This window comes from Coprococcus sp. ART55/1 (genome assembly GCF_000210595.1).
Lineage (GTDB): Bacteria > Bacillota > Clostridia > Lachnospirales > Lachnospiraceae > Coprococcus > Coprococcus aceti.
The window spans coordinates 1,524,017-1,530,241 of the sequence record NC_021018.1; the positions used below are offsets into that span (position 1 = coordinate 1,524,017).

Annotated in this window: 8 protein-coding genes; 1 reads left to right on the forward strand and 7 read right to left on the reverse strand. The window is 39.9% G+C overall.

Features of this window, described 5'->3' with window-relative positions:
• Positions 1 to 1,166: MobA/MobL family protein (locus CCU_RS07005; protein WP_208896072.1), on the forward strand; the 1,166-nt coding region annotated here is incomplete at its 5' end.
• An 85-nt stretch (positions 1,167 to 1,251) separates the two neighbouring features.
• Here the strand turns inward: CCU_RS07005 and CCU_RS07010 are convergent.
• The 7 genes from CCU_RS07010 to CCU_RS07040 form a co-directional block, all read right to left on the reverse strand.
• On the reverse strand, positions 1,252 to 1,938 hold the full coding sequence (locus tag CCU_RS07010; protein ID WP_015534090.1) for an SdpI family protein: 687 nt from the start codon (positions 1,936 to 1,938) through the stop codon (positions 1,252 to 1,254).
• A complete protein-coding gene (locus CCU_RS07015; protein ID WP_015534091.1) occupies positions 1,935 to 2,204 on the reverse strand; it encodes an autorepressor SdpR family transcription factor in 270 nt (89 codons plus the stop codon). Before CCU_RS07015 ends, CCU_RS07010 begins: the two co-directional genes overlap by 4 nt.
• Before the next feature lie 257 nt (positions 2,205 to 2,461).
• A complete protein-coding gene (locus CCU_RS07020; protein WP_005604353.1) occupies positions 2,462 to 2,701 on the reverse strand; it encodes a DUF6061 family protein in 240 nt (79 codons plus the stop codon).
• Between the two features lie 284 nt (positions 2,702 to 2,985).
• Positions 2,986 to 3,894 carry a radical SAM mobile pair protein B gene (locus tag CCU_RS07025; RefSeq protein ID WP_015534092.1) on the reverse strand — a complete coding sequence of 303 codons (909 nt, stop codon included), beginning with the start codon at positions 3,892 to 3,894 and terminating at the stop codon, positions 2,986 to 2,988.
• Positions 3,882 to 4,571, reverse strand: a complete 690-nt coding sequence (locus CCU_RS07030; protein WP_015534093.1) for a radical SAM mobile pair protein A — start codon at positions 4,569 to 4,571, stop codon at positions 3,882 to 3,884. Before CCU_RS07030 ends, CCU_RS07025 begins: the two co-directional genes overlap by 13 nt.
• Positions 4,568 to 5,005: a radical SAM mobile pair system MarR family transcriptional regulator gene (locus tag CCU_RS07035; protein ID WP_004853467.1), complete on the reverse strand. Its 438-nt coding sequence runs from the start codon at positions 5,003 to 5,005 to the stop codon at positions 4,568 to 4,570. The genes CCU_RS07030 and CCU_RS07035 overlap by 4 nt, the downstream gene beginning before the upstream one ends.
• Positions 5,006 to 5,151: 146 nt before the next feature.
• Positions 5,152 to 6,039: a CPBP family intramembrane glutamic endopeptidase gene (locus CCU_RS07040; RefSeq protein WP_015534094.1), complete on the reverse strand. Its 888-nt coding sequence runs from the start codon at positions 6,037 to 6,039 to the stop codon at positions 5,152 to 5,154.
• Positions 6,040 to 6,225: the final 186 nt, after the last annotated feature.

Below are 6,225 nucleotides of genomic sequence, written 5' to 3' on the forward strand. Positions count from 1 at the left end.
CGGAGCGTACACTCTTGGAACAGCCCATAGAAAAGGTTGCCACCCGCAATATGTTCTATGACGAAAAGGGAAATCATGTACGCACCAAGAAAGAGATACTTGATGAAGAAGGAAATATCCGTAAAAGGTGTAAGGTGATTCACAAAGGTGAGGTATACGAAAGACAGATTTTCTCCATTAAGGATAAACACTTCAAGGCTGAAAATTTCCTTGATACCGTCAAGCAGGATTATACCAATCTTATCAATCAGTATGTGTGGGATAAAAGCCAGCGGTTAGAAGTTTTTGAGCGTGGCGGTATGTATCTTGCCACCAAAAAGATTGGTAAGAACAATCCGAAAGCCACCGAGATTGAGGCAGACAACAGTAAACGCACCTTGTGGAATCAGACTGTTGACAGAGCGATTGTAACGGGTGTTTCCAAGTCAGAGATCATGCAGATAAAAAAGGAACGGATAACGGACAAGATTGTGGAATCCGTATGGCTTTACGGAAACAGACCGAATCTGTTATCTTCCATTATCGGTACTGCCATTGCAGTATTAGAACTGTTAATCTCCAAAGTATTTCTCAAAACTCTGGAGCTTGCAGATAAAGTAATTTCCAAAGAGCTTGAAGCAAGACCGGAGAACACAGATTTCAAAGAGCAGAAAGCTGTACCAGAAGAAAGCAGAAAGCAGACAGATACACCAAAGCCTGCCATACCGCCAAGACCGCAGCCATCAACGGAAGCAGTTTCTTACAAGCACTTATGCGAGATTTATCAAAAGCTGCAGGAACAGAATAAAGCAATTTTTGCACTCGAGAAACAGCGAAGTGACCTTGAAATTGAACTGTCCGACAGCAAAGGTATCTTCAAAGCAAAAAGGCGTTCCGAGCTTTCAACGGAGATAGCCGGATTGGAGGAACGGATTGCAAGAATGAAAGTCCGCTTATCTCATATCGTAAAGGAATACGGGTATCCGAATGTGGAAGCCTTCTACAAGGCATTTCATAAGGCAGAGACAGCTTATGGGGATTATCAGGACAGCCTTAAGAATTGGAAACAACGGTATGGAGAAAAGCCGCAGCCTCTACACGATAGGCTTAAATCTAAGAAACAGGACATTAGGGAGCGAGAGTTAACAAGACCATATTCTCCACCAAACCGTGGAAGGAGTAGATAACAAACGAAAGGAGGCAATTGCCTCCCCTTCGTTTGTTATCTCTCCGTAAAGACTGGAATTTCACCCTCTCGCATAAAGATACAAATTATTTTTCTATTTCCTTATCATATATCTTTTTTGAGTATACCACAGTTACAATTGTTGCTAATAATAAATAAATCAACATAAAGATTGTGCCAGTCATCCCACTTGTAAATACGGTTGTAATGATAGTCAATAACCCCGTAATAATAATACATATTGCACCAAAGCGGTTACTCTTTCTCCATGTATTATCATTGTGCATACTCCAAACGGTTCGAACTCCCACTACTGCATTTCGTTTTGCCTTTGTCATAAAATTTCCTAATACAATAAATATAATACCACACAAAATACATGAAACTTTTGCAATGTCAATAACCGCATGTTCACCACCTGCATTTGCCTGTATCCAAGAAGAATAAAGAATAAAATAATGCATAATCCCGAACATGATTGCTTGCGAAATTCCTACAACACATAATACCTTTGCAGAAGATTTTGCCTCCATCTGTTCCTTTTCTGTATTTGCATTTTTTGATTTTTTCTCAAACACATAGATTAGCAAGTGCCAAAACAGTGTAATAAACAAAATAATTACCGGAAAAATAAAGCTTTCTGTTTTACTTCCCCATCTGTCAGTGTTTCCCTCCAAGTCATGATGCATAGGTATAATATCAGGCATAAACTGTAGTACAACACTTGTAACTACAACTGGTATCATTGCTACTATCCACATTACTTTTTTCATTCTTTTTTCCCTCCAAACTGGTTAACCCATATAATTAATTCATCGAAAACCGTAGTGTTGATTTCATAATAAACAAAGTTTTTCTCTTTATATTCAGATATCAAATCTGCGTTTTTTAATAATTTTAAATGATAAGAAAGAGCAGCCGGTGTGATCTGTAATTTTTCAGCAATCTCTCCAGCATTTAATCGCTCATTTCTCAACATCATAAGAATGGCTCTTCTCTGGCTATCTGCCAACACTTTAAAAATGTTAGTTTCTCTCATATCTTTTACCTATTTAAAAATCTCTTTAAATAGATTTTAGCATACGTTTTGTCTTTTTACAAGGACTATTTAAAAATATTTTTAAATAGAGAGGACACACTGAAAAATCAATGTGTCCTCTCTATTTACCTTAAGGCAAAATTCAAACATCTAGAAACTTAAGATTCCTGCCTCTTATTATGGAATAACCGTACGTTCTATATATTTTTCTGGAATTTTTAGTACTAGACCTCTACCATGATATTATATTAGCAAAATCACCACGTATCTAAACGATCCTCTGCATCAACCCATACTTGCATTTCTCCATCCAAGTATAATCTTGCATATTCTAATGGATTATCAATAGCCAAAGCATTCAACGAACACTGGGAGCCGGGAGTAGTTCTCAATCCTTCCTCTGCCTTATTGCAATCAATTCTAAGCACTACATTTTCAAACGTGGTTACATCTATGCTATTACATTGCGGATTATATCTTGCATAAATCAATCTCATATCTTATCTGTCCTTTCCTTAATTTTCTAAAAGTTTTGAAAGCATTTCAATCCGTTCTTCCTGCCATTTTCATTTCATGTTATAATTTGTTACTGGATTTTCTTTCCCTTAATTTTGCCCTTGTGAGCATTCGTAACATGAGGGAAAAGGATATAACACAAGGGAAAGCGTAAGGGCAAACTCACTCGCTACAAATTTAGCATTTTCAAGGGGTTGCGGACTTCACGAGGATAAGATATAACAGTTAATAAATGTTATGAATTAAGTCAAATCAAAACTGGAATTTAGCGATTTCTTTTTCCGGTATTCTCTGTCCCACGGATTTCCTCATGATAGAAATAATCTACGATCACCGGATGTCCCTGCGGGACTCTGCCATAAGGCATTTCATTATCCACAAAGGCACAATCATACTTCTTAGCCATTTTCTCAGCTTTTACTTCAAGTGCTTCAAAGTAGCTGCGGTTATGCTTGTTATAGATCTCGTCGTAAAGTGGTACAAGATCAGGATATTTTCCGGCGATATAATCCATAATTGTCTTTTTGAAACCGCCTCGAAGATTGAGATTTTCGAGCCAGAACAGATCGCACTGATCCTTTACCCGCTCAAAGATTGCTTCAAAATCCGTGATACCAGGGAATACCGGGGATACGAAACAGACTGTACGTATACCTGCTTCATATACCTGCTTCATAGCAGCGATACGGCGCTCAATGCTCGAAGCAAAGTCCATATCGTTCTTGAAATTTTCATCCAGTGTGTTGATCGACCATGAAACGGTTACACGTCCAAGCTTCTTCAGCAGATCAATATCCCGTACCACAAGATCCGACTTTGTGCAGATCAGAATATCTGCGTCACTGCCGATCAGCTGCTCCAGAAGTTTTCTGGTATTCCCGAATTGCTCCTCCTGTGGATTGTAGCCATCTGTCACAGAACCGATGACCACCCGCTGTCCGGCATATTTCTTCGGATTTTTAATTTCCGGCCAATGCTTCACATCAAGGAAAGTGCCCCATTCCTCCTTGTGCCCGGTAAAGCGCTTCATAAAAGAAGCATAGCAATACTTGCAGGCATGTGTACAGCCCACATATGGATTGACCGAGTAACCGCCTACCGGCAGACTAGACTTAGTCATGATGTTCTTTGTTTCCACCTCACGAATGAGGATTCCATTTATTACTTCTTCCATGATTTCTGTACCTCTAACACTTTATTAAATTCTTCCGGCATTTCCTGAATCATATTTTCATCCCCTATGATAGGGACAAGGTCTTCCTTCATAAACACCGGAATGCCGAGCTTATGTGCCTGGTCCGCCAGAGACCATGCCCATTCCGGCTCCGTATGAATCTTCCTGCTCTGAGCTCCGGTCATGGTGCCAACAACGATCCAATTGATTCCGGAAAGGTCAACTGTGCCGGGATCGTCGAATAACGGCTCAAAGGTAACATGGTAATGTTTTGCTCTGACATTTTTCCGAAGGGCGTCGATACGCCACAGTTCTGCTTTCCTCGTCACCGTAACGCCAAACCATGCGTTTTCCAGATCGGTATCAAAATCCAGCAAATCAGGTCGCTTGGTAAGGAACAGGAACTGATGCTGTGGATTTTCACGGATCTTTGCAAATACCTCGTCTCTCCATTCCGGCTTCCATCCGGAGAGATCGCTCATCCCTGTAAGAAGAAAGTTCTTCGGACGTTTCTTTTCCATCATCTTGAGCTTACCCGGAAAGAATTCAGGGTCAGAGAAGTCATCAATCATATGCCAGCGTTTCACGTTGTTGCGGGCATAGCAATATGTACACCCCACTGTGCAGCCAATGACGATATTCATGTTCTGAATCTGATCTTTGATACAAATACTCATGACTTCTGCCACTCCTCAAGATTCTTTCTGATGCGGTCGAGGCATTCCTCAAACCGGGTAATTTCTTCCTCTGAAAAACCTTTGTAGTAAATACTGCCCATCTCATCAGATACAGAATCGTACTCGCCCTTCAAGGCATGTGCTTTCTCAGTCAGAAACAGGAGTGTTTTCCTTTTGTCCGTTTCAGACTGAACACGGCTTATCAGCCCTTGATTTTCCATTCTTTCCAGCATCGTAGTAAGAGATGTTATCGCTAATCCGCATTTAGTCGAGAGTGACCTGATTGAGATACCATCCTCCTGCCACAGCACATAAAGAATACGCCCCTGAGCTCCATTAAATGCATCAATATTCTTTTCACTGAGAATCTTCTCGAAAATCCGGTCTCCAAGCTGTTTTATTTTGGTGACAAGAAATCCTCCATTCATTTCCATACAAAAGCTCCTATATAGTAGTTTATTAAAAACATACTATATAGGAGCTTTATTGTCAACAGTTTATATGTCTTAATAGGTAAATCCCATTTTTTTCAATTCTCCAAACTGAAATTTGTGGGTGAGATTGAATATCTCTTTAATACTCAATTCCTTTTCGTCTTTACGCAAATGATGACTGCTACAATAATCATTGGAATCATACTGATAATACCAATATATGCTGGACCTAGAATTGCCATATTGGAATAATCAGGTTTTACCAGATATGCAAAAATAGTAAATGCATTGGTAGCACCATGCATAAGAGATGGCAACCAGATGGTCTCTGTCTTTTCATATACATAATCAAATAATATCCCCATCATAATAGTAGCGACACAGAACACAATCGGACCAAGTACCGGTGCGCCAATATATTCTTTACCATACTCATATCCAGCCAAAATCATAATCGGCCAATGCCAAGCCCCCCAAATAGTACCACCTACAATTCGACCCTTAGTAACACCCAGCTTCTTCTTCAAATATGGATACAGCGCACCTCTCCAACCAACCTCTTCGCCTAATGCGACAAACATATTCAGAAATGGTGCAATTGTCACAGCTTGAACAGACGTAATCAGCAGATACATTGGTATCGTGATACCCTGTGCCTCGAACTGTTCCAACGCTCCCGCTTCCTCTAAAAGACCTCTTAACGTCATAAATTCAGAGTCAAATGTATCCGGGAAAATCACAAAAAACAAGACCCCTCCAAGGATACTTAATAACGCCGGCATCCAAAGGGCAAAGAATACATAACGAAGTTTCCCTTTTAAATGTGGTACCCATCCCATACCTTTTAGTGGGATTCTGGCTATCAGTACTCCAAGAAATGGCATAAACATGGTAATCATCAAGATAACAGCAAACACCATCTGATTTCCATTATTGCTAAAAATACTTGCTATCATTTCTAAAATCCAGGCCAACCCAAATGCGACTGCCATGTATATCACAAATTGTTTCTTACTCAAATTAATTGTTTCCATTATGCATCCACCTCTTTTCTATATACTTCCAAACTCCAGATTCTCCTCCTGCAGGTAGGGCAAGTTAGCTTTCGTGTCTTTGGCGTATGATTTCCAAAGAATGCTTCTAATTTCTTTGGCTGAAATCTGGTATGGCATTCCGGACAGAGATACTCTACCCGCTTGTACCAATAGCCAAACATAATT

Bases quoted from the DNA above. Each gene is read 5' to 3' on its own strand.
- CCU_RS07035 (WP_004853467.1), bottom strand. From the start codon at position 5,005: ATGGAAATGAATGGAGGATTTCTTGTCACCAAAATAAAACAGCTTGGA.
- CCU_RS07010 (WP_015534090.1), bottom strand. From the start codon at position 1,938: ATGAAAAAAGTAATGTGGATAGTAGCAATGATACCAGTTGTAGTTACA.
- CCU_RS07030 (WP_015534093.1), bottom strand. From the start codon at position 4,571: ATGAGTATTTGTATCAAAGATCAGATTCAGAACATGAATATCGTCATT.
- CCU_RS07040 (WP_015534094.1), bottom strand. From the start codon at position 6,039: ATGGAAACAATTAATTTGAGTAAGAAACAATTTGTGATATACATGGCA.
- CCU_RS07020 (WP_005604353.1), bottom strand. From the start codon at position 2,701: ATGAGATTGATTTATGCAAGATATAATCCGCAATGTAATAGCATAGAT.
- CCU_RS07015 (WP_015534091.1), bottom strand. From the start codon at position 2,204: ATGAGAGAAACTAACATTTTTAAAGTGTTGGCAGATAGCCAGAGAAGA.
- CCU_RS07025 (WP_015534092.1), bottom strand. From the start codon at position 3,894: ATGGAAGAAGTAATAAATGGAATCCTCATTCGTGAGGTGGAAACAAAG.